22 protein-coding genes and 1 tRNA gene are annotated in these 20,826 nt (G+C 45.6%); 11 read left to right on the plus strand and 12 right to left on the minus strand.

All coding sequences use genetic code 11. The annotated features are described in order from the left end of the window. Positions 1-107: 107 nt before the first annotated feature. The 6 genes from apaH to lptD form a co-directional block, all read right to left on the minus strand. Positions 108-923 (minus strand): bis(5'-nucleosyl)-tetraphosphatase (symmetrical) ApaH, encoded by an 816-nt coding sequence (gene apaH, locus LYZ37_RS01995; RefSeq protein WP_272786253.1) that lies wholly within the window; start codon positions 921-923, stop codon positions 108-110. Positions 924-932: 9 nt separating this feature from the next. Beyond that, positions 933-1,310 (minus strand): Co2+/Mg2+ efflux protein ApaG, encoded by a 378-nt coding sequence (apaG, locus tag LYZ37_RS02000; RefSeq protein WP_272786254.1) that lies wholly within the window; start codon positions 1,308-1,310, stop codon positions 933-935. 68 nt (positions 1,311-1,378) lie between these two features. Continuing rightward, on the minus strand, positions 1,379-2,185 hold the full coding sequence (gene rsmA / locus LYZ37_RS02005) for a 16S rRNA (adenine(1518)-N(6)/adenine(1519)-N(6))-dimethyltransferase RsmA (RefSeq protein WP_272786255.1): 807 nt from the start codon (positions 2,183-2,185) through the stop codon (positions 1,379-1,381). A 12-nt stretch (positions 2,186-2,197) separates the two neighbouring features. Beyond that, complete coding sequence (gene pdxA, locus LYZ37_RS02010; protein WP_272786256.1) at positions 2,198-3,190, minus strand: 4-hydroxythreonine-4-phosphate dehydrogenase PdxA; 993 nt, start codon at positions 3,188-3,190, stop codon at positions 2,198-2,200. Further along, on the minus strand, positions 3,180-4,478 hold the full coding sequence (gene surA, locus LYZ37_RS02015) for a peptidylprolyl isomerase SurA (RefSeq protein ID WP_272786257.1): 1,299 nt from the start codon (positions 4,476-4,478) through the stop codon (positions 3,180-3,182). Before surA ends, pdxA begins: the two co-directional genes overlap by 11 nt. A 54-nt stretch (positions 4,479-4,532) precedes the next feature. Beyond that, a complete protein-coding gene (lptD, locus tag LYZ37_RS02020) occupies positions 4,533-6,893 on the minus strand; it encodes an LPS assembly protein LptD (protein ID WP_272786258.1) in 2,361 nt (786 codons plus the stop codon). A gap of 147 nt (positions 6,894-7,040) precedes the next feature. On the opposite strand from lptD, the gene djlA reads away from it, so the two are divergent. Then, positions 7,041-7,895, plus strand: coding sequence for a co-chaperone DjlA (djlA, locus tag LYZ37_RS02025; protein ID WP_272786259.1), 855 nt, complete (start codon positions 7,041-7,043; stop codon positions 7,893-7,895). Positions 7,896-8,009: 114 nt separating this feature from the next. On the opposite strand, the gene LYZ37_RS02030 is transcribed toward djlA, so the two are convergent. The 5 genes from LYZ37_RS02030 to rpsU form a co-directional block, all read right to left on the minus strand. Beyond that, positions 8,010-8,085: transfer RNA gene (locus tag LYZ37_RS02030), tRNA-Ile, on the minus strand. 151 nt (positions 8,086-8,236) lie between these two features. Beyond that, positions 8,237-10,093: an RNA polymerase sigma factor RpoD gene (gene rpoD, locus LYZ37_RS02035; protein WP_272786260.1), complete on the minus strand. Its 1,857-nt coding sequence runs from the start codon at positions 10,091-10,093 to the stop codon at positions 8,237-8,239. Between the two features lie 98 nt (positions 10,094-10,191). Further along, the gene (gene dnaG / locus LYZ37_RS02040) at positions 10,192-11,949 is read right to left on the minus strand and encodes a DNA primase (RefSeq protein ID WP_272786261.1); all 1,758 of its coding nucleotides are present in this window, start codon (positions 11,947-11,949) and stop codon (positions 10,192-10,194) included. A 98-nt stretch (positions 11,950-12,047) separates the two neighbouring features. Next, positions 12,048-12,491, minus strand: coding sequence for a GatB/YqeY domain-containing protein (locus LYZ37_RS02045; RefSeq protein WP_272786262.1), 444 nt, complete (start codon positions 12,489-12,491; stop codon positions 12,048-12,050). 26 nt (positions 12,492-12,517) lie between these two features. Further along, on the minus strand, positions 12,518-12,733 hold the full coding sequence (gene rpsU / locus LYZ37_RS02050; protein WP_001145625.1) for a 30S ribosomal protein S21: 216 nt from the start codon (positions 12,731-12,733) through the stop codon (positions 12,518-12,520). Positions 12,734-12,962: 229 nt separating this feature from the next. Between rpsU and tsaD the strand changes: the two genes are divergently transcribed. Both tsaD and LYZ37_RS02060 read left to right on the plus strand, forming a co-directional pair. Then, entirely contained in the window at positions 12,963-13,982 is a 1,020-nt protein-coding gene (gene tsaD, locus LYZ37_RS02055; protein WP_272786263.1) for a tRNA (adenosine(37)-N6)-threonylcarbamoyltransferase complex transferase subunit TsaD, read from the plus strand. A gap of 107 nt (positions 13,983-14,089) precedes the next feature. After that, complete coding sequence (locus tag LYZ37_RS02060; RefSeq protein WP_272786264.1) at positions 14,090-14,905, plus strand: alpha/beta fold hydrolase; 816 nt, start codon at positions 14,090-14,092, stop codon at positions 14,903-14,905. A 32-nt stretch (positions 14,906-14,937) separates the two neighbouring features. On the opposite strand, the gene plsY is transcribed toward LYZ37_RS02060, so the two are convergent. Further along, positions 14,938-15,549 carry a glycerol-3-phosphate 1-O-acyltransferase PlsY gene (gene plsY, locus LYZ37_RS02065; RefSeq protein ID WP_171324721.1) on the minus strand — a complete coding sequence of 204 codons (612 nt, stop codon included), beginning with the start codon at positions 15,547-15,549 and terminating at the stop codon, positions 14,938-14,940. Positions 15,550-15,720: 171 nt separating this feature from the next. Between plsY and folB the strand changes: the two genes are divergently transcribed. The 8 genes from folB to surE all read left to right on the plus strand — a co-directional run bounded on the left by folB (position 15,721) and on the right by surE (position 20,826). Continuing rightward, the gene (gene folB / locus LYZ37_RS02070; protein WP_272786265.1) at positions 15,721-16,074 is read left to right on the plus strand and encodes a bifunctional dihydroneopterin aldolase/7,8-dihydroneopterin epimerase; all 354 of its coding nucleotides are present in this window, start codon (positions 15,721-15,723) and stop codon (positions 16,072-16,074) included. Next, a complete protein-coding gene (gene folK / locus LYZ37_RS02075; protein WP_272786266.1) occupies positions 16,071-16,556 on the plus strand; it encodes a 2-amino-4-hydroxy-6-hydroxymethyldihydropteridine diphosphokinase in 486 nt (161 codons plus the stop codon). Before folB ends, folK begins: the two co-directional genes overlap by 4 nt. Before the next feature lie 33 nt (positions 16,557-16,589). Further along, positions 16,590-17,393, plus strand: coding sequence for an undecaprenyl-diphosphate phosphatase (locus LYZ37_RS02080; protein WP_272786267.1), 804 nt, complete (start codon positions 16,590-16,592; stop codon positions 17,391-17,393). A gap of 114 nt (positions 17,394-17,507) precedes the next feature. Then, positions 17,508-17,786 carry a cell division protein FtsB gene (gene ftsB, locus LYZ37_RS02085; protein WP_004742582.1) on the plus strand — a complete coding sequence of 93 codons (279 nt, stop codon included), beginning with the start codon at positions 17,508-17,510 and terminating at the stop codon, positions 17,784-17,786. Further along, entirely contained in the window at positions 17,787-18,491 is a 705-nt protein-coding gene (ispD, locus tag LYZ37_RS02090) for a 2-C-methyl-D-erythritol 4-phosphate cytidylyltransferase (protein WP_272786268.1), read from the plus strand. It abuts the gene before it with no gap. Between the two features lie 3 nt (positions 18,492-18,494). Beyond that, a complete protein-coding gene (ispF, locus tag LYZ37_RS02095; RefSeq protein WP_272786269.1) occupies positions 18,495-18,971 on the plus strand; it encodes a 2-C-methyl-D-erythritol 2,4-cyclodiphosphate synthase in 477 nt (158 codons plus the stop codon). A gap of 53 nt (positions 18,972-19,024) precedes the next feature. After that, a complete protein-coding gene (gene truD / locus LYZ37_RS02100) occupies positions 19,025-20,071 on the plus strand; it encodes a tRNA pseudouridine(13) synthase TruD (RefSeq protein ID WP_272786270.1) in 1,047 nt (348 codons plus the stop codon). Next, entirely contained in the window at positions 20,068-20,826 is a 759-nt protein-coding gene (surE, locus tag LYZ37_RS02105; protein WP_272786271.1) for a 5'/3'-nucleotidase SurE, read from the plus strand. Before truD ends, surE begins: the two co-directional genes overlap by 4 nt.

Here is a 20,826-nt window from a genome sequence, read left to right on the forward strand (position 1 = left end):
TGTAAGTGAGTCGAAAGTTGCAGGTAGTGCTGGCTGCTATTTGAGCTTTATTATCTGACTTGTGCAAAAAGGTTGGCAACGTACACAGTGTGCCAGCCTTTCAAGGATTAATCGTTGTTTGTTAACGACTTTTGGGAGAAAAACTGCTTATCTTCCCATCGCAGCATAGTCAGATGACCGCCCCAGACGCAGCCAGTATCTAAGCCAATCACCTCTTCTCCGGCATAACCTTCAAGTGCTGCCCAGTGACCAAATAGTATTGGTTTTTCAAGTTGTACTCTGTCTTTAACCTTGAACCAAGGAATGAGATTATCGTCATTTATTTCACTCGGTGGTAGTTTGCAGTCCATATCCAATCGGCTACCGGCCGAGCAAAAACGCATCCGGGTAAAGGCATTAATAATGTAGCGATAACGCTCGATACCTTGTAAAGAGTCTTGCCACAGGTCCGGTTGATTGGAGTACATGTTTTCAATCAACCAAGACCATCTTGCGCTACGCAATATGGTTTCCACTTCACTTGCTGCTTGGCGTGCTTGCTCCAAAGACCATTGAGGAGAGATGCCAGCATGACACATAACAAAATCATCGTGCTCGGCTAACAGAGGTTGCTCTCTTAACCAATCAAGCAGCTGTTGTTTATCATCGGCAGCAAAAATAGGTGCAGTTTTGTCTTTGTTTTTAACTTTGAACAACCCTAGCGAGACTGCAAGAAGATGCAAATCATGGTTGCCCAAAATGACTTTGGCAGAGGAACCTAGAGAGCGTACAAAGCGTAGTGTCTCAAGCGATTTTGGCCCTCTGGCAACAAGATCGCCAGCAATCCACAGCGTGTCTCGCTTCGAGTCGAATGCGACTTTATCTAACAGTAGTAAGAGCTCATCAAGGCAACCTTGTAGGTCACCGACAATGTATGTAGCCACGGATGTACCTTAGTTAAGAATATTGGGGATGGCGAGCCTAAATGGTTCAATCTCAGTGATGAACTCATTGCCATCTTGGTCATGCATAATGTATTGCCCTTGCATCACGCCAACAGGGGTTTCGATTACCGTACCGCTGTTATAAGTGTACTCGTCGCTAGCTGAGATAACGGGCTGTTGGCCAACCACGCCTTCTCCTTCAACGGTCATTTGCTTGCCGTTGGCATCAGTAATCAGCCAGCGTCGGCTGATCAGTTGGACGGCTTGTTGACTGAGATTTTTGATCGTAATGATGTAGGCAAAAACGTAGCGTTTTGCATCGGGTTGAGATTGGTCAGGAATGTATTTGGTATGGACTTGGACTTTAATACAAGGGGTAGCTTCCATGTAAACTCCTATGCAAAGCCAAAAAAAGGGTGATAAATCTGCAATTTATCACCCTTAATGTATAGCGCTTATTTGTGGTTGGCGTCTAGCCAGTTTGCCATATCGACAAATTGTTCTAGGGTGAGATTCTCTGGGCGCATGCTTGGGTTAACTCCGAGTTGCTCAAGAACCTCAGCACTGAGTAGTGCTTTATAACAGTTGCGAACTGTTTTACGGCGTTGGTTAAAGCCTTCACGACACACGCGATCAAGCCATTTTAAGCTTGTCACTGGGTGAGGGATCTCCTCGTAAGGGACAAGGCGTACCACAGCAGAATCCACTTTTGGTGGCGGAACGAATGCAGTTGGTGGCACTTCTAGTACAGGAACAACCTTACAGAAGTATTGAGCCATTACGGTTAAACGGCCGTAAGCTTTAGTCCCAGGGCCTGCTGCTAAACGGTTAACTACCTCTTTTTGCAGCATAAAGTGCATGTCTTGCACATCTTTATGAAACTCAAATAGGTGGAACATCAATGGCGTAGAGATGTTGTACGGCAGGTTACCAAAAATACGTAGTTTGTTGTTTGGTTTAACTAGCTGAGTGAAGTCGAAGCGCATTGCATCGCCTTCATGAATAGTCAGCTTGTCACCTAAATCAGGGTGGTTACGCAGGCGCTCTGCCAGGTCGCGGTCAAGCTCAATAACCGTAAACTTATCGACTTCTTTACCTACTGGTTCAGTAATCGCACCTAGACCAGGACCGATCTCAACCAAGTTTTGCCCAGGTTTTGGGTTAATTGCAGAGACAATTCCATCAATGATGTAAGGGTCATTTAGGAAGTTTTGACCAAAGCGTTTTCTTGCTTTGTGTCCTAAGTGGACATCGTTTCTCATAGTATTCTCAAGTTAATTCGATTTTTTATCGACTAGCTCAATCGCATGAGCCAAAGCCGTTCTAAAGCTTCCTGTATCCGCATTGCCAGTCCCTGCAAGGTCAAGTGCGGTGCCGTGATCAACGGAGGTCCTTATAAACGGCAAGCCCAAGGTAATGTTCACCGAGCGGCCAAAGCCTTTATATTTTAATACAGGAAGTACCTGATCGTGATACATCCCGAGCACTGCATCGGCATCTTGCAAATATTTTTCATTGAAGATGGTATCTGCAGGCAAAGGGCCAATGAGGTTGATACTTTTCTCTTGGCGCAGTCTGTTCAGAGTGGGAGTGATGGTTTTAATCTCTTCCATGCCGAGCACACCATCTTCTCCTGCATGCGGGTTTAAGCCACATACGTAGATTTTAGGCGAAGATATAGCGAATTTTTCCACCAAATCCTTGTTTAGGATGTCGATGATCTTCTCTAGTCTTTCTTCTGTTACTGCCTGCGATACATAAGCGAGTGGGATGTGTGTGGTGACCAAGGCCACTCTAAGCCCTTCGGTCGCTAACATCATTACCACAAGTGGTGTGTTGGATTTCTCAGCGAAGAACTCGGTATGACCGCTAAATGCCACACCAGCACGGTTTATCACCCCTTTATGCACAGGGCCGGTGACAATAGCATCAAATTCATTATTCATACAGCCCAATGCGGCTCTTTCTAATGTTTTTAATACATATTGACCATTAGCTTCATCGAGCTGGCCTGCAACGGCAGGATTAGCTAAAGGGATATGGTCAACCACCAGTGTCCCCGCTTTTTGAGCGACCACTTCACTATCGGCTTGATAGTCAATTAATTCGACACAAATATCAAGCTGAGCTGCACGCTCAGCTAGCATCTGTTTGTCTGCGCAGACCACGATTTGATGGCTCCAGTTCTCTTTGGAAAGAGCAAGAACCAAGTCGGGGCCAATGCCAGCAGGTTCACCTGCAGTAACAATAATGCGCTTAACGGTCATCTTGATCGTCTTCCTCAACCACTTCGACGAAGGCACTTGCACGAATCTCTTGCAGCCAAGCACTCGCTTCTTCATTGAACTTGCGGTTAAACAGAATTCGGTAAGCTTTGTTCTTTAGTGCTGAGTCAGTGCGGTCCACTTCACGGCGATCGATAACTTCCACAATGTGCCAACCATGAACCGTCTTAAATGGTTCACTAATCTGGCCGACAGGTAAAGTATCAACTTGGTGCTTAAACTCAGGGACGTAAAGATCAGAAGTTTGGTAACCTAGCTCACCATCTTGAGCCGCTGAACCAGGATCTTGGCTGTATTGCTGCGCCATTTCACCAAAGGTAGTTTCGCCAGCTTTAATGCGACGAATAATCTCGTTAAGATCGTTTTGTACACCCTCATCACTAAGAATGACGGTTGGCTTAATAAGAATATGGCGAGCATTGACTTCGGTAACCGCGACAGTTTCTAGACCTTTAACGTCTTCGATCTTGATAATGTGGAAACCAACGCCGCTGCGGAATGGGCCAATAATGCTACCTTTGTTTTGTAGATTAATTTGATCAGCAAAGATGGTTGGCATCTCTTCTTTACGCATCCAGCCCCAATCACCACCTTGTAGCGCTTTAGGACCTTTTGAGTAGGTGTAAGCCATAGTGCTGAAATCGGCGCCGTTTTTTAACTCTTTAACTAGTTGGTTGGCTTCTGCTTCAATCGCTGATTTATCATCGCCGTCATCTACGCGTAGCTGAATATGGCCGATCTTGTATTGAACTGTTGCATTAGTCTCTTGTGCAAGAATATTGGCTAGGTTGTCCACTTCCGCGGGTAAGATGTTGATGCGGCGACGTACCAGTGCATTGCGTGCTTCACTTGCTGCAATTTCTTTGCGAATTTGCTCACGAAACTCTGCGTAGCTTAAGCCCTCCTCTGCAATTGAAGCGCTAAGCTGTTCAACCGTTTGGTTGTTGTTCTTAGCAATCTCAGTGATCGCTTCATTGAGGCGGTTATCATCGATGCGCACACCAATACGTTCTGCTTCCTGTTGTTGAATCGTATCAACGATCAGTTTCTCGGTCACTTGCTCAATTAACACATCTTCATCAGGCAGCTGTTGGCCGTTCTTCTTTGCATTGGCCTTAAGCGTTTTAATTGAGACATCGATATCACTTTGCAGTACCACGCCTTCATTAACGATTACCGCCACTTTATCTAGAGGCATTGGCTCGGCTTGAACTGGGCTGATTGCACTCGCCGTTAGCATGGTAAGTAAAGTGTGTTTCCAAAATTTCATTGAAAATCCTATAAAAATAAATAGCTCGCTACGGTTAGACAGCGAGCTAAGCAATTAGTTGTTTAAGAAGAATGGACGACCATAGCCCAGAGAATTACCTGCACTATCAAGACCTGCCAGATCAGAACCGGCTCCAATCGATGTGCCGAAACCAATAACACCAAAATTAAGGCTAAAGTTATTTTCATACTCTGGAGTTGCATTTGGATAATCAGTAAATCCGTTGCCACTTAAACCATTCCAAGATGTTAACTTATTGCTGTAAGTAAAACCTATATACCAACAATCAGAGGCGTAGTTCAATCTTGCTAGCCACTCTAATGACTTGTCAGTCGTTAAATCATAATAGTACTGAGCGCTAGCATTCCACTTACGAGTTATTTGATAGCCAGTTAGCAATCCTGCTTGAGATATACCGTCTTCGGTAATACTATCTAAGTTACCCAGACTGTCGCCCAGCGTGTTCTTAATATACTCTTTTGTTACATAACGGTAGTTACCTTGGATGTAGCCATCACTAAAGCGATATTCTAAGGTGCTGTTACCGAGTTGAAGCTCACTAGATTCGATATCATATTGAACGCCACCATGGTAGAAAAGGTAGTCGTCATAGTTGAAGTCCATTTCTACTGCCCAAGCAGAGAAGTTAGATTTTGAACCCGGAGCTTTGTTTTCTCGGTCCAAATAGAAAATTTGGCCAAATGAGATATTAAGGCGCTCTTTATAAGCATCATCAAAGAAGCGTGTTGAGGCACCGTAACTAAATTGGTTGGCATCTTTGATTTCATCAACACCACTGTACTTACGGCTACGGAACAATCCATAATAATCGGTTTGCAATAATGTGGTATCGTACTTACCGATATTACTTTGGTCTTTGTTAGGGACATATAAGTATTGAACTTGTGGTTCGAGTGTCTGAGTATAATTGTCAAAAATAACCGTATCTCTTTCTAGCACGACCCCTGCATGAGTTCGAAACTCAGGGATTACTCGTGAGGCCGTTTCCTCAAGGCCGTAGTAAGGGTTGGTTGTTTTGTTACCAGAAGTGGTGTCCACCCCGTCTAAATCTTGCTGGTAGTATGTTCCTAACAGGCGAGCCTCAGTCGTCCAAGTGCCCCAAGTTGTTCCGACAGGAATGGTGAAGCCAGGTTCAACGTGCACACGAGTTGCGGAAGGTTGACCCTGAGCATCCGTATCAAAGCGTGAAACATGGCTGATCATATCGAAGTCTAAATAACGCATAAGCTCTGGTGCATAGTAGTTAAAGCTCAGCTGAGGCAGTAGACGATACGGCGTTGCACCCGGTGTTAGCGCTTGAAAGTCACGTGCTAGCAATGATGCATCCCAGTTATCAGAACGATAGGTTGCTTTTCCTTCTTGAGTTAGCTGACCATCTTCTTGCTTACCAATGCTAGAGTCCATATCCGTGAAGTAGGTAATATCACTGACTTTTGAATAGTCGATTTCAAATTTCCAGTTTTGCTCGTAAATCCCGGAGTGTTGCCACTGAAAGCCCCAGCGGTCGCCCAGTTCTGGGTTTTTCTTATCATCTACTAGATATTCAGACTTCAAGGTGCTCAAACCAAAATCAGATAAGTAACGGAACTCACTGTCTAGCTGGTTACCGCGATTTTGCATATGTTTAAAAGTGGTTGTTAAGTCGTAGTTTGGGGCTAGGTTCCAGTAGACTGGCACCGCCATCTCAAAGCCGTCTCTTGACCCATAGGAGACTTTTGGATATAGGAAGCCTGTTTTACGGGTATCACCAATCGGTACAGTTAAGAGGGGCAGATAGAACACAGGAACATTGACGATCTCAAATCTCGGGTTGTAGAAAATTGCTTGCTCTTCATTTTGGTCGATATCGATGCTCGTTGCACGCATACGCCAAGAGCTATCCCCTTCTGGACAAGAAGTGATAGTGCCATCTTCAATTTCGTATACTGCCTTGCCCGTTTTGGCAACGTATACTGCTTCACCGCGCCCCGGTTCACACAGGAACTTATAGTTGGTATTTTCTAGCGTGACTTCTTCAGTGTTGAGGTTATTGGTGGCTTTCTCTGAGATGGTTTTTACTTCACCATCACTAAAGGTTACGTTCCCTTCTGCGACAACAATGTTTTCTTGTTGATGCATGGTGACATTATCAGCCAACATGCGTTTTTTGCCTTGAACGACAACCACATTGCCACGATAGGTCGCTTTGTCGCCGTTAATGGCTTCTAAGCTGTCTGCTTCAACGTTAACAGGCAGTTGATTTGGATTTTCTGCTTCAGGTTCGTTGATCAAACATTGATCTATAGTGGGCAGTTCCTGCACACTATCGTCTGATATAGTTTCTGCTTGAGTCTGAGGCACTACGAAAGCAGCACTGATTGAAGCGGCTAGCAAGGTGCGGGGAAAACGTAACATCGAGTTTTACTATCCTGTTGAACTTGATATATCCGGTGAATAGGGACCGAACGTAAAATAAATCGGTCCTTATAATAAAGTAATTTACAGCTTACGGCACTATCAGACCGCGACGCGAAGAAAAAATTCAGAGATTGAGAGCACATAATGCATATTTTTGGCAAAATTCTCGGCACATTCTTTGGTTTCCTATTTGGAGGCCCATTTGGTGCTGTATTCGGTTTATTTATAGGCCACCAATTCGATAAAGCGCGCCGTTTACGTCAAGCGGGCTTTAATTCTAGCTTTGGCAGTGGGCCAAGTCAGGCGGAGCGACAGGAAGAGTTTTTTAAAGCTGCATTTGCGGTGATGGGCCACGTCGCAAAAGCAAAAGGACAAGTGACGCGAGAGGAAATTCAGCTAGCGACTACTATGATGGAGCGGATGAATCTTCATGGTCGACAGCGAAAAGCTGCGCAAGATGCTTTCAGAGAAGGCAAAGAAAGCGATTTCCCGCTTGAGACAGTATTGGAAAGAGTGCGAATTTCATCTGGTGGTCGATTTGACTTGATGCAATTCTTCTTAGAGCTACAAATTTCTGCAGCTTTTGCCGATGGTGATATTCACCCTAGTGAGCGTAATGTTCTGCATAAAATTGCTCGCGGGCTTGGTTTTTCATCTGAGCAGCTTGAACAACGTTTACGTATGCAAGAAGCAGCATTTCGATTCCAACAAGGAGGATTTGGTGGTCAAGCAGGTGGTGGACATTCTCATCAGTCAGGGGGAAGTTGGCAGCAAGCGTCTACTGCGGATCAACTCAGCGATGCCTATAAGCTGCTCGGCGTGGACGGCAGTGCAGATTCGAAAACAGTCAAACGAGCCTATCGTAAGCTGATGAATGAACATCACCCAGATAAGCTGATGGCAAAAGGCTTACCGCCTGAAATGATGAATGTCGCCAAAGAGAAAGCACAAGAGATTCAAAACGCGTACGATTTGATTAAGAAAGCCAAAGGGTTTTAATCTCATCGGCTAGCAAATATGTAGTAGAAAAATTTGCTACACAGCGGCTAAAAAGCAAAAGGCCTGAGAAGCGGAATCGCTCTCAGGCCTTTCTTGTTCTTTACCGAACGAATTTGGTGGCCCCTCGCAGACTTGAACTGCGGACCAATCGATTATGAGTCGACTGCTCTAACCACTGAGCTAAGGGGCCGTGTAGGGCAATGATTATAGGGGATGCAGATCTGGCTGTCTAGACGCTATCTAGGGTAAATGCGCTTAGATTTTATCCACTTAAATCGATAGGCAATAAAAAAGGTGGGCCAGTGCTCACCTTTTCATCAATCTTAGCAAAGCTGAAGAGTTTACTCGTCTAGGAAGCTGCGCAGAGTTTCTGAGCGGCTAGGGTGACGAAGTTTACGTAGTGCTTTGGCTTCGATCTGACGGATACGCTCACGTGTTACGTCAAACTGCTTACCCACCTCTTCTAGAGTGTGATCAGTGTTCATATCGATACCGAAACGCATACGTAGTACTTTCGCTTCACGCGGTGTAAGACCGGCTAGAACGTCTTTAGTTGCTACTTTTAGGCTGCCTGCAGTTGCAGAGTCTAGCGGTAGCTCAAGCGTTGTATCTTCAATGAAATCACCTAGATGCGAATCTTCGTCATCACCGATTGGTGTTTCCATTGAGATCGGCTCTTTGGCAATCTTGAGTACTTTACGGATTTTGTCTTCCGGCATTTGCATGCGTTCAGCTAATTCTTCCGGTAGTGGCTCACGCCCCATCTCTTGCAACATTTGACGAGAGATACGGTTAAGTTTGTTGATCGTCTCGATCATGTGTACCGGAATACGAATTGTACGAGCTTGGTCTGCGATTGAACGAGTGATCGCCTGACGGATCCACCATGTCGCGTAAGTCGAGAACTTGTAACCACGACGGTATTCGAACTTATCTACCGCTTTCATCAGACCGATGTTACCTTCCTGGATCAGATCCAAGAACTGTAGACCACGGTTGGTGTATTTCTTCGCGATAGATATTACTAGACGTAAGTTCGCTTCAACCATCTCTTTCTTCGCACGGCGAGCTTTCGCTTCACCGATAGACATACGACGGCTGATGTCTTTGATGTTCTGAACCGTTAGTGACGTCTCTTCTTCGATCACTTTCAGTTTCGCGATAGAGCGACGGATGTCGTCTTCGCTGCGACGAATCTTTTCAGCGTATGGCTTATCAGAAGATAGGATTTCGTCTAGCCATGCTTCGCTTGACTCGTTGCCAGTGAATAGCGTGATGAACGATTTCTTCGGCATCTTGCCGTACTCAACAGACGCTTTCATGATTAAGCGTTCTTGAGTACGTACACGTTCCATAGAAGTGCGTAGCTCTTCAACAAGGTAGTCGAACTGTTTAGGCGTTAGACGGAACTCTTTGAAGACGTCGATAACCATCTCATGTGCCAGTGTCGCTTTCGGGCTCTCGTTACCGTACTCGTTACAAGCAAGGTGGTAGTTCTGGAATGTGTTACGTAAAGCCGTGAATTTCTCTAGAGCAAGCTCAGGATCGATGCCTGTATCTTCCTCTTCTTCTTCATCGTCTTCAGACTCTTCCGCGTCTTCTTCTTCAGCATCTTCATCTTCAAGATCTGATTCAGCAAGCTCAGAACCGATGTGAGTTGCTGTTGGTGCAGCCGTCTCATCAGCGTCTGGGTCTACAAAGCCTGTGATTAGGTCAGTTAGACGTAGCTCTTCAGCTTGAACCTTGTCAAATTGCTCAAGAATGTATGGGATAGTACCTGGATACTCCGCCACTGAGTTTTGAACTTGGTTGATACCATCTTCAATACGTTTTGCAATATCGATCTCGCCTTCACGAGTCAATAGCTCAACGGTACCCATTTCACGCATGTACATACGTACTGGGTCAGTAGTGCGGCCGATTTCGTTCTCTACGCTTGAAAGCGCAGCAGCAGCAGCTTCAGCTGCATCTTCATCGGTAATTGTATCGTCATCGTTCAGCGCTAGATCATCAGCATCTGGAGCAGTTTCTACTACTCGAATGCCCATGTCGTTAATCATCTGAATGATATCTTCGACCTGCTCTGAATCGACGATTTCTGCTGGCAGGTGGTCGTTTACTTCTGCGTAGGTCAGATAGCCTTGTTCCTTGCCTTTAATGACAAGTTGTTTTAGCTGTGACTGCGGATTTTGATCCATAGACGGTATCCAACTTAGTATCTGGTGAAGGAATTAGTATGCGAGTTGCAAACCACACATCTTAACAAATTTATTTATTGCTGACTATTCGAACAGGGTTACGCTTTTAAATCTAGCATCAAAGCTAGCAGCTCCCTTCTTTCTTCGGTTGATAAACCGACACTTCTTTCTCTGGCCTGCAGGTTTTCAATTTGCTTTTCGACGCATTGGGCAAGAATCTTGTCCAATGAATCTAAAAATATATCTTGTTGATTATCTTCGTCGAGGGGGATTTCCCACCCAGCGAGACGAGATAAAAGTGCCTCATGGCTACTATTTCGCCAGCGTTCTAATAACTGACCCGTAGTGATATTGGGATGCTGATGACAATAATCAAGCACCTCAACAAATAAACTTAGTCCTGGTACTGTTAACTCTCTCACAGTAGAGAGGTCTGGTACCATTTCAGCATAGCTCGGATTTTGAATAAGCAAAGCGATCACTTCGCGCATAGGCGTACGTTTGATCTCTTTATGCGGTTGAGGTCGAGTTTCGCTGGTTTTCTTACGTGTCTGACGTAGACGATTGTCAAAACCGGTACGCTCATCCAATAGTTTTTCGAGCAGTTCTTGGAAGTAAGGATCAGGAATTTTATCAATCAATGCACTGGCATGAGCTCGAAGTGCGGATTTACCTTCATTGCTTCCAAGATTCAGGCTATGGATTTCAATCAAGTTGTCGAACAAGTAGCTCGAAAGTGGCGTTGCTTGTTCTATTTGTTCTTCAAACGCCTCTTTACCATACTTACGGACATAGCTGTCTGGGTCTTCACCATCGGGCAAAAACAAAAATTTAAGCGTATTGCCGGTTTTTAGGTATTGCAGTGCGTTCTCTAACGCTCGCCATGCGGCTTCTTTACCTGCTCGGTCACCATCGTAGCAACAAACCACGGTATTGGTCTGACGGAACAGCAGCTGAATATGATCACCTGTGGTTGAGGTGCCCAGTGATGCGACTGAATAATCGACGCCATACTGCGCTAGAGCAACCACGTCCATGTAGCCTTCCACAACTAGGATTTGCGCAGGCTCGCGGTAGGCTTGCATAACTTCATACAAGCCGTACAACTCTTTACCTTTGTGGAAAATAGGTGTTTCAGGTGAGTTAAGGTATTTCGGCGTACCATCACCGATGACTCGACCACCAAAACCAATCACTCTTCCACGGCGATCGCGAATCGGGAACATCACACGACCACGGAAGCGGTCGTAGCGGTTACCTTTGTCATTCTCAATTAACATACCGCCAGAGACTAACATCTCTTGCGTTTGCGGTGTTTGACCAAAGTTCTTGCGTATAAGGTCCCATTCATCAGCTACATAGCCAATACCAAACTTCTGCACGATTTGACCAGACAGGCCACGCTCTTTGAGATAATCAATCGCGACTTTGCTTTTAGGCTGCTTAAGTTGGTCACGGTAGAACTGACCAATACTGCCCATCAAGTCATACAGATTACGTTTCTGCTCAGAGTTGGCTTTAGGTTGGTTGGATTGAAAGCTGCCACCTTGGCGCTGCTCTCGCGGAACTTCTAAGCCTAGGTAAGAAGCGAGTTCTTCAATCGCCTCAACAAAATCGAGACGTTCATACTCCATCATAAAGTCGATGGCGTTACCGTGTACGCCACAACCAAAACAGTGATAGAACTGCTTTTCTTGAGAAACGCTAAATGATGGAGTTTTTTCGTTATGGAATGGGCAACAAGCGCCGTAGTTTTTGCCTTTTTTCTTAAGTTTTACGCGAGCGTCAATAATGTCGACGATATCAAGTCGAGCAAGGAGATCATCAATGAAACTTCGAGGGATGTGTCCTGCCATAAAACCTTAGAAAAATGCACTAACAATAAGAAAGGGTAGATACAAACAAGCCGCGCATTCCGAAGGATAGCACGGCTTGTTGCAATTGGGTTGGGTTATTAAGCCAGTTTAGCGCGAACTAAACCGCTAACTTTACCCATATCTGCGCGCCCTTGAATTTGAGGCTTAAGAACGCCCATCACTTTACCCATGTCTTGCATGCCCGCAGCACCAGATTCAGCAATTGCACTATCAATTAGCGCAGCGACTTCTTCGTCAGTAAACGGTTGAGGCATAAAGTCCTCAAGTACAGTGATTTCAGCTTTCTCAGCATCTGCAAGATCTTGACGACCTGCTGATTCAAATTGAGCCACAGAGTCGCGACGTTGTTTAACCATTTTGGTCAACACAGCAAGAATGTCGTCTTCGCCCAGAGTGATCCGTTCGTCGACTTCACGTTGCTTAATTGCTGACAGAGCTAAACGAATAGTGCCAAGGCGTATTTTGTCCTTGGCTTTCATCGCTAATTTTTGCTCTTCTTTGAGTTTGTCAATCAGAGCCATAACTATAATCCTTTAGGACTTAGTTATTAGTACAGGCGAACGCGACGAGCGTTTTCGCGAGCTAGCTTCTTAGCGTGACGCTTTTGAGCTGCTGCTTTAGCGCGTTTGCGAACTGTAGTTGGTTTTTCGTAGTGCTCACGACGACGCACTTCAGAAAGGATACCTGCTTTTTCGCAAGAGCGTTTGAAACGACGTAGAGCAACGTCGAACGGTTCGTTTTCACGTACTTTAACTACTGGCATATGCCTTTCACCTCAGGGGTTAATTCGTTAATGCTGACTTCACAGTACTTAGCTTAGTCGCTAGGTCTACAATCAGCTTGATCAAAAATGGTGCGGAATTTTAATCTGATCACACTGGCTTTGTAAAGTATTTTGTTGGGTAGAGTTTGCACAAAATTTGTTTGAGAAGCGAAGGCGCGGTAAGATTGCGCCAATTTTGAATACTAGACAGAGACATCCAAGGTAAACCATGCGCATTATTGGTATCGAAACCTCTTGTGATGAAACAGGAATTGCTATTTACGATGATGAGAAAGGACTGCTTTCGCATCAATTATATAGTCAGGTAAAACTGCACGCGGATTATGGTGGTGTAGTGCCTGAGCTGGCTTCACGCGATCACGTTAAAAAGACGATTCCGTTAATTAAAGCGGCAATGGCGGAAGCGAATCTGACGCCAAAAGATATTGATGGCGTCGCTTATACCGCGGGCCCGGGTCTTGTGGGAGCACTGCTGGTTGGTGCCACCATAGGTCGTAGTATTGCTTATGCTTGGGGTGTACCTGCTGTACCTGTTCACCATATGGAAGGGCATTTATTAGCACCAATGCTTGAAGACAATCCGCCACCTTTCCCATTTGTTGCGGTCTTGGTTTCTGGTGGTCACTCGATGATGGTTGAAGTAAAAGGTATTGGCGAATACAAGATCCTTGGTGAGTCTATTGATGATGCGGCTGGTGAAGCATTCGATAAAACCGCTAAGTTAATGGGCTTAGATTACCCGGGCGGCCCTTTGCTGTCTAAACTAGCGGAAAAAGGTACGCCTGGCCGCTTTAAGTTTCCACGTCCTATGACGGATCGACCTGGACTTGATATGAGTTTCTCGGGTCTAAAGACGTTTACTGCCAATACCATTGCTGCCAATGGTGATGATGAGCAGACCCGCGCGGATATCGCGTTGGCGTTTGAAGAAGCTGTGTGTGCGACTCTAACGATTAAATGTAAGCGAGCGCTTGAGCAAACAGCTTTTAAGCGTATCGTGATTGCTGGGGGAGTAAGCGCCAACCGTCGTCTGCGCGCTGATCTTGAGCAGCTCGCAAAGAAAATTGGTGGCGAAGTTTACTACCCACGTACAGAGTTCTGTACAGATAATGGGGCAATGATCGCATATGCAGGTATGCAGCGACTGAAAAATGGTGAAGTGGCCGATCTTTCGGTACAAGCGACACCACGTTGGCCTATCGATCAACTAGAGCCAATAGCTGAATAAGAGCAGAGTCGCCTAGCAAGGCGACTTTTTTGTATCTAAGCTCCGAGCTGTTAATGATGTAAAAAGTGCTACGCTTCGGACTTTATAAAATAAATGGATAAATAGAGATGAATAAGTTTGCGATCGACGGGCGTGAAATGGCGTACCAAGATATTGGTCAAGGTCCAGTGATTGTTCTTGGCCATAGCTATCTTTGGGATAGCGAGATGTGGGCGCCACAAGTCGCTGCATTGAGCCAAAATTACCGCTGTATCGTTCCAGAGTTATGGGCGCATGGCCAATCAGACTTTGCCCCAGAGTCGACGCGTTCTTTAACGGATTACGCTAAGCAGATTGTCGCATTGATGGATCATCTTGATATCGAAACCTTCTCAATTGTTGGTCTGTCGGTAGGGGGAATGTGGGGCACTGAAGTGGTTAGCCTAGTACCACAACGCGTTCAGTCGCTAGTATTGATGGATACTTTTGTTGGTCTTGAGCCTGAAGTTACCCATGCCAAATACTTCGGTATGCTCGATACAATTAGTCAGTTGCAAGCAGTACCAGAACCATTGGTAGAAGCGGTGACGCCACTGTTTTTTGCCAATAACGCACAGCAAGATAACCCTGAATTGGTCGAGCGCTTTACTGAATCTTTGCGCAGCTTAAAAGGTGATAGAGCGGTTGAAGTCGCTCGTGTAGGGCGCATGGTATTTGGTCGTCGCGACCAAATTGAAGAGATCGAAAAATTCGCTCTACCGGTTTTGATTGCGGTAGGCCAAGAAGATAAACCTCGTCCGGTTCTAGAGTCATACTTGATGCACGATACTATTTCTGGCTCAGAGCTCATTCAGATTCCGAAAGCGGGTCATATCTCTAATCTAGAGCAAGCGGATTTTGTTACTGAGATGCTTAAGAGCTTCTTAGAGCGCGTATACTCTTAATTAGACTAGAAAACCTCTATAAAGCCTCATAACTATGAGGCTTTATTCAATCCATTCTTCTTTTCACCCACTTTAGGCTCGGTTCCTTCAAATAGGCGCTTAATGTTTTGGTGATGACGGAAAATAATCAAACAGCACAGCATGGCTACTGGCAGTGTATATTGCGGCTTGACCATCCACGTATAAAAAGGGGCAAGCAACACAGTGACAATCGCGGCCAGAGACGAGTAGCGGAACAAAAACGCCACGCTTAGCCAAGTTGCGATGATCATGCCCGTCAGATCTAATCCAATCGGAGCAATGGCGCCCAAGGCTGTCGCTACCCCTTTGCCGCCCTTAAAGTGAAAGAACAGCGGGTACATATGACCTAAGCAGGCGGCAATCGCGATAACGCCAAGAATGATAGGATCAATATCAAGGAAGTAACCACCCCAAACAGGAATGGTGCCTTTCAACATGTCACACAGAAGAACAGCAACCGCTGCTTTCTTGCCGCCAATTCTGAGTACGTTAGTCGCGCCAGGGTTGTTTGAACCAACACCACGAGGATCCGGTAAGCGCAGTACACGACAAATCAGCACTGCACTCGATATCGAGCCTAGCAAATAGGCAAAGATGATCATGATCAGTGCTAGTGGGGTCATAGTAGAGTAACTCGTCCGAAACAGGTGTTAGCCAAGCAAGTAACTGATATCATATCGCGCTTGACGCTCTCAAACTACAATATCAGTCTAGTTTGAGCTGCAAATAGTACGACTTTTTAGGTAACTTGGGTATCCGACCTCTAAGATAACCGACTCTACAGGAAGCAACAGATGGACAAAGTATTTATTGAGCAACTCGAAGTGATCACCACGATTGGAGTTTATGATTGGGAACAAGAGATCAAACAAAAATTGGTGCTTGATATCGAAATGGCTCACGATAATCGTCCTGCAGGTAAAAGCGATGATGTGGTCGATGCGCTTGATTACGCTCAGGTTAGCCAGGCGGTGCTGTCTCATATTGAAGGCGGTCGATTCCTGTTAGTCGAGCGTGTTGCCGAAGAAGTCGCTGAACTGATTATGTCTCGCTTCAATGTACCTTGGATCAAAATTCGTTTAACTAAGCCGGGAGCTGTCCCTCAGGCAGCAGGTGTGGGTGTGGTGATCGAAAGAGGCGCTGCATGATCACTACCTATATAGGTATTGGCTCAAACATTGACAGGCGCAAACATATCCAAGCCGCCATTACTGAGTTGAATGCGATCGGTAGCGACATTCGCTTATCGACGATTTATGAGTGCGAGTCGATTGGCTTTGAGAGCAATGCCTTTTACAACCTTGTCGTAGAAATGAAAACATCGTTAACTTTAACGGAATTTTCACGACAACTGCGTAAAATTGAGCTCAAATGGGGGCGCGCTGAGAACGCTGGCAAGTTTGAGCCTCGCACTGTCGATCTCGATATTATCCTGTTTGGTGATCAAACTTGTTCATCTAAGCCTGAGATACCGCGTGGTGATATTTTTAAATATGCCTTTGTTCTCAAGCCACTGTTCGAGCTTTGTCCGCAATTAGTTGTCCCTCAAGATGGACGGACGATTGAACAAATTTGGCAGCAGACCTCGTTTGATACTGATTTAGAAGCCATCCCATTATGGTTTAACTAAGGTCACAAGACCTGAAGACGTTATGAGATTTTAATGAGTTATTTTGAAGCTTTTGTTCTTGCTTTGATTCAAGGACTAACCGAATTTTTGCCTATTTCTAGTTCTGCGCATCTGATTCTGCCATCGGCCGTTCTGGGTTGGGAAGACCAAGGGCTAGCATTTGATGTTGCAGTGCACGTTGGTACTTTAGCTGCGGTAGTGATCTATTTCCGCAAAGAAGTGATTAGCTTACTCTCCGCATTCTTAGGTTCGATTTTTAAAGGCGAGCGCAGCAAAGAAGCTAAGTTAGCATGGATGATTATCTTAGCGACCCTTCCAGCCTGTGTGTTTGGCTTGCTGATGAAAGACATTATCGAGCTGTATTTGCGTAGTGCTTGGGTTATTGCGACGACAACCATCGTATTTGGCTTACTGCTTTGGTATGTCGATAAAAACTCAAAGTTAGCCGATGATGAGTATCAAGCAGATTGGAAGAAAGCGCTGTTTATTGGTATCGCTCAGGCAATGGCGATGATCCCAGGCACGTCTCGCTCTGGTGCAACCATCACTGCGGCTCTGTATCTTGGTTTTACCCGTGAAGCGGCGGCTCGTTTTTCGTTTCTAATGTCGATTCCAATCATCTTGTTAGCGGGCGGTTATCTAGGCCTTAAGCTAGTCACGAGTGGTGAACCTATCCACTTAGGCTTTTTGCTAACAGGGATTGTGACTTCTTTTATTAGTGCCTACATCTGTATCCACTTCTTCTTGAAGCTTATTTCGCGCATGGGTATGACACCATTTGTTATCTACCGTTTGATTTTAGGTGTTGGCTTGTTTGCGTTTTTAATGATGAACTAAGTCTTTCAAACAGATACACAATCTTTACTAAGTCCACATAGTCCAATCTCGCTTGAACCACGACATTGTGATATATATGTGGTCTTTCTTTATCTCTCTTCTTTGATTGACGGTATGCGGATTTTTGCACTGACCCTAACCTTAGTTTTAGGCTGGCTACAATTTGAACTGTGGTTCGGCAAAAATGGCATTTCCGATTTTCAGGCCGTGAATGCTGAAACCCAAGTACAGCACCAAGTGAATGGCAACTTAAAAACTCGCAATGATGAAATGTTTGCGGAGATCGATGATTTACGCCAAGGGCTTGATGCGATTGAAGAACGCGCTCGCCATGAGCTTGGTATGATCAAAGAAGGGGAAACTTTCTATCGTATCGTTGGAGAGGACAATTAAATGTCTTCGACCCGTCTGTCTGTGGTAGCTGTGGTCCCCGCCGCTGGTGTAGGGAGTCGCATGAAAGCGGACCGCCCTAAGCAGTACCTCCAGATCCAAGGTCATACAGTATTAGAGCATACTGTTGAAAAACTTTTGCTCCATCCTATGGTCCATAAAGTTGTCGTCGCGATTACAGACGGTGACCCATACTATCCAGAACTTTCATTAGCAGAGAACCCGAATGTTATTCGAGTGCCGGGTGGTAAAGAACGGGCAGATTCCGTGTTATCCGCTTTGCAGTACATCGAGCAAAATCAACTCGCCGAATGGGCGCTAGTACATGATGCGGCGCGGCCATGTTTCGCACTTGAAGATGTCGATCGTTTGATGTCAGAAGCCGATAACAATCAGTTAGGCGGTATTCTTGCAGCGCCAGTTCGAGACACGATGAAACGAGCGGATAGTGAGCAAAATATTGATCATACTGTCGAAAGAGAAGCATTGTGGCATGCACTTACTCCACAACTTTTTAAAACTCAGCCGCTAACAGAAGCATTGACGAAGGCGCTCGCAAGTGGTGTTGCTATCACTGATGAAGCGTCAGCAATGGAATGGTTAGGAGAAAAGCCCGCCTTAGTACAAGGACGCGCTGACAATATAAAAATAACCCAACCAGAAGATTTAGCGTTAGCTGAGTTTTATCTAAATAGAAACAAAGGATAACTCATGATTCGAATTGGCCACGGCTTTGATGTGCATAAATTTGGTGGCGAAGGCCCGGTTATAATTGGTGGTGTTGACGTTCCATATGAGCAAGGGCTGATTGCCCACTCGGATGGTGATGTCGCTCTACACGCATTGTGTGACGCATTGCTAGGTGCAATCGCTGCTGGTGATATTGGTCGTCATTTCCCTGATACTGATGACAAGTGGAAAGGAGCCAATAGCCGAGATTTATTACGCGATGTTTACCGTCGAGTGCGAGAACAAGGCTATATTCTTGGTAATGCTGACGTTACGATCATGGCGCAGGCACCTAAAATGGCGCCGCATATTGAGTCTATGTGTCAGTTGATTGCCCAAGATCTGGAAACAGATATCGGTAATGTGAACGTGAAAGCAACGACGACTGAGCGTTTGGGTTTCACTGGGCGCAAAGAAGGTATTGCAACTGCAGCGGTTGTGGTGCTGATTAAAGAATAAATAGATTACTGGTTGGCTCGAATTGTTTTGGCTGCCAAGTAATGGAAAAAACTATGTCTGATATTTTATCTCCATTGGCTTACTTAAATGGTAAGCCAGTAGCAAAGGGCAAGCTAAAAGTTGAGCCTGAGCATTTTCAAGTCAACGAAAATTTAGGTTTTGATTTCACTGGTAGCGGCGAACACCTTATGGTGCGTATCCGTAAAACGGGTGAAAATACTAGCTTTGTCGCGAATGAATTGGCCAAAGCATGCGGTGTCAAATCTAAAGATGTGAGCTGGGCTGGCCTTAAAGACCGCCATGCAGTCACAGAGCAGTGGCTGAGTGTCCATTTGCCAAAAGGAGACACACCAGATTTTAGTGCTTTCCTCGCCCAATATCCGAGTATTGAAATACTGGCAACAGACAGACATAACAAAAAGTTGCGCCCGGGTGACTTGGTTGGCAACGAATTTACGCTGACCATCACTGAAGTGAGCGATGTGCAAGATGTGGTGTCACGTTTAGAGTCTGTGGTGAAAACAGGGGTGCCAAACTATTTTGGTAGCCAGCGCTTTGGTAATCAAGGTAATAACCTTAACGAAGCTCGTCGCTGGGGGCGAGAGAACGTCCGCACTCGCAACCAGAATAAACGTAGCCTTTATTTGTCTGCTGCACGATCTTGGATCTTCAACTCGATTCTATCAGAGCGTATTGAGAAAGACCTTTTCGCTCAGCCAGTGATGGGAGACATCGTTTTGCAAGGTGATGAGCGAGTGACTATCACTCAGGACAATCTAGCTAGTGTGACGGAGCAACTGAGTTTAGGCCAAGCGCAAATTACTGCCGCAATGGCGGGCGATAACGCTTTACCGACTTTAGAGCAAGCGCTTGAGCTTGAGCAGCCGCATTTGGATGCAGAGCCTGACCTTATGGCATTGATTCGTGGTAATCGCATGCGTCATGAGCGACGTGAGATTTCATTAATGCCTCAAGACCTCACTTGGCAAGTTAATGGTGACCAAGTGACTTTGAAGTTCTCTTTAGATGCAGGCTGTTTTGCGACTGCCATTGTTCGAGAGCTAATTGAAGAGGTCGAAGTGGAGCGCCACTATCAATGAATGATAAGCCACTAAAAATCTTAATGAGTAACGATGATGGCGTTCATGCTGAAGGGATTCATGCCTTAGCCGATTCGTTAAGAGATATGGCAGAGGTGACGATCGTTGCGCCTGACCGTAACCGCTCTGGTGCTTCTAACTCATTAACGTTAGAGCAGCCCTTACGTGTGACAGAAATTTCACCAAAGATTTTTTCAGTTCAAGGGACACCAACGGACTGTGTCCACTTTGCGCTCAATGAGTTGATGAAAGATGACTTGCCTGATCTGGTACTGGCCGGAATTAACCACGGTGCTAACTTAGGTGATGACGTGCTTTATTCGGGGACTGTAGCAGCAGCAATGGAAGGCCACTTTCTTGGCGTACAAGCGATAGCATTTTCGCTGGTGGGTAAGCATCATTTTGCAACTGCAGCAGCCATTGCGCGCGAGTTAGTCTCTCAGCATGCAGCCAAACCTATTCCAACCAACAGGCTTCTCAACGTTAATATTCCAGATGTTGAGCTTTCTCGGCTCAAAGGAACTCAGGTGACTCGACTGGGTGCGCGCCATCACGCTGAAGCAATGATTAAGCAGAAAGATCCTCGTGGTCATGATATTTATTGGTTAGGTCCTCCAGGTAAAGAGCAAGATGCTGGAGAGGGGACGGATTTCTTTGCGATTGAGCAAGGTTACGTATCAGTAACACCGCTGCAAGTTGACCTGACGGCGCACGAATCTCTGACAAGTATGGATAACTGGTTAAAGGAACAATAA

The sequence above is a fragment of the Vibrio tubiashii genome, from assembly GCF_028551255.1.
In the GTDB taxonomy this organism is placed as follows: Bacteria; Pseudomonadota; Gammaproteobacteria; order Enterobacterales; family Vibrionaceae; genus Vibrio; species Vibrio tubiashii_B.